The organism is Cyanothece sp. BG0011, assembly GCF_003013815.1.
GTDB lineage: Bacteria > Cyanobacteriota > Cyanobacteriia > Cyanobacteriales > Microcystaceae > Crocosphaera.
On sequence record NZ_PRLH01000134.1, the window covers coordinates 1 to 2089 of the forward strand.

Consider the following 2089-nt stretch of genomic DNA (forward strand, 5'->3'; position numbering starts at 1 on the left):
CATCATAACCAATAAAACTAGCAAATAAATCCAAATCTAGATTAAGGTAACAACTGACTTTGCTTAACTTTTGTATATTCTCCATTATTTAAGCTATAAACTGTTAATTTTTCCTTTTCCCAAAACCAAACTTCCTTAACACCTATACCTTTGTAAATCTCTAAAGAATTAAGACCACCGCTAGTAACAATAACTTCAATTGCTAAATCGGGAATATCTTTATTACCATAAAGACAATAACATTCATCTGGCTCAATTCCTCTGTTTATATTTTCTTTTTTTAATGTAGTTGAACCTAAAGGATAAAACTTAATTTCCTGCTCAAAAAAATAAGTTTCCAATAGCATTGCTATAATTTTTTTATCAAACTCATGACGACGACTCGGTGACATAATCGCTAAATTTTCCTCACAATATTTCAACCTAATTCCAGCATTATCTTCTAAAGATTGCAGTAAATTTTCATATTGTTGCCAACTAATATTATTAAACAAAAAAAATCTGCTCAGATTCACTCTCTTTTAATTTCACCAAATCAAACCAGAGTTTTGAGGTATGCTAATTTATCTGTTAGTAATATCATCATTGATTAATCTCCTCTTTTTTTATATTATAATATTAGCTTAATTCATTCTCCTTCTACGTAACGTTAGTTATCAAAACAAGTTTGTAAGAAATTTCTTCACTTTTTAGCTCCTTCTATCACCTTCTTGCCAATTTCTTGACCTACTTGTTTCATTGTATCGACAACTTTGATGACACTTTCCTTAGCAAACTGACCTATTTTTACACTCCTTTTTTAATACTTTGAGCGATAGGATTTCCTGCTAACCGACCGAGAACCCCACCTGCAATACCACCCAAAAGGGTTCCCACAGGGCCAAATATCGATCCTAGTATAGCCCCAATTTGCGTTCCCATTAACTGAGTTTGTAACTGTACCACTGCTTGAGTGACAGTACCAATAGCAGCAACAAAGTGATCATAAATGTAGTCCATTGCTTTATTGACTTGCATCTTACCTTGAGCCAATTTGTAGGCTACTTTAGCAATAGTAATTCCCATATCCACTACAATAGCAATTTGGGGAGCATCCATCCCCTCAAGTGCTTCCATAGGAACTTCATTATCAGCAACAATAACACCACAAGTGACCAATTTTTTTGCTACTAACTCACTATCATTCCCTAATTCTCCCTCAAAAACAATCCTTAGCAACTTGGCTTACATTTTGATTATTAGTGTCAAGATGTTCAACAACAGATTCAATCTGTTGCACACAAGAAAGGGTAGTGAGTAAAGAGTTATTTTGAACATTACCCAGTAACCCTTGTACCGCTTCTGTCTCCTCATCAATTCTCGTAATTTCCCCTGGTGATATTTCTGGAAAAAGTTCTACATTTTCATCTAATAAAGAACTGAGATGCTGATTATTAGAGTTAATTAATTCAGCTTGAATGGATTGAACAATTTCTCCAATTTTTCTGATATCTTTAATATTAGTAATGGCTTTGAGGTTTGCTTTTAACCAATTGACTTTTGATTTACCTTTCTTTTGAGCATTGGTTAAATCCCGATGATAATTTTCTAGAGAATCAATGGTATTTAAACCGAGATTAACCTCATCAATAACAATACTTAGCTCTTGTATTTTATCCCGTTGTTCAACAAAATTAGTGCAGAAAACTTCTACTTCTTTTTTGTCAACTTGCGTCATACTCAAGGAAGATTTCAGAGATGACGTTAGTAAGATATGCTTTTTCTTGAGGGGAGATAAGATCAGACATACTTAAATGACAACCCTGATGCACTATCTATTGAGGATGTCCCTCCTATCTTCAATTTTATTCGATTTTGGAGACCTTGCTCAATCAGAGGGAAAAATTAAATTTTCTTCTTTTTAAGACAATTTTAAGTAGTGGATTATTTTAACTAAAATGGTGGGTTTACGACGGATTATTATATTCTCGTAATAACCTGAATGATAGCCGTCTAACCCACCCTACTTTAATGCTGTTTAATTTTTATTCTTTTGAACCGTTAGGGATAATTGATTAATTATCCCTAAAAGCCTATTCCTTATTCAGCC

Annotated in this window: 3 protein-coding genes; all 3 read right to left on the reverse strand. The window is 33.2% G+C overall.

The window, feature by feature from the left end; translation table 11 throughout:
- Window positions 1–41: 41 nt before the first annotated feature.
- Window positions 42–494, reverse strand: a complete 453-nt coding sequence (locus C4E06_RS16165) for a Uma2 family endonuclease (protein ID WP_198648742.1) — start codon at window positions 492–494, stop codon at window positions 42–44.
- Between the two features lie 292 nt (window positions 495–786).
- Window positions 787–1218, reverse strand: coding sequence for a hypothetical protein (locus C4E06_RS16170; protein ID WP_107668995.1), 432 nt, complete (start codon window positions 1216–1218; stop codon window positions 787–789).
- Window positions 1199–1717: a hypothetical protein gene (locus tag C4E06_RS16175; RefSeq protein WP_107668996.1), complete on the reverse strand. Its 519-nt coding sequence runs from the start codon at window positions 1715–1717 to the stop codon at window positions 1199–1201. The genes C4E06_RS16170 and C4E06_RS16175 overlap by 20 nt, the downstream gene beginning before the upstream one ends.
- Window positions 1718–2089 lie beyond the last annotated feature (372 nt).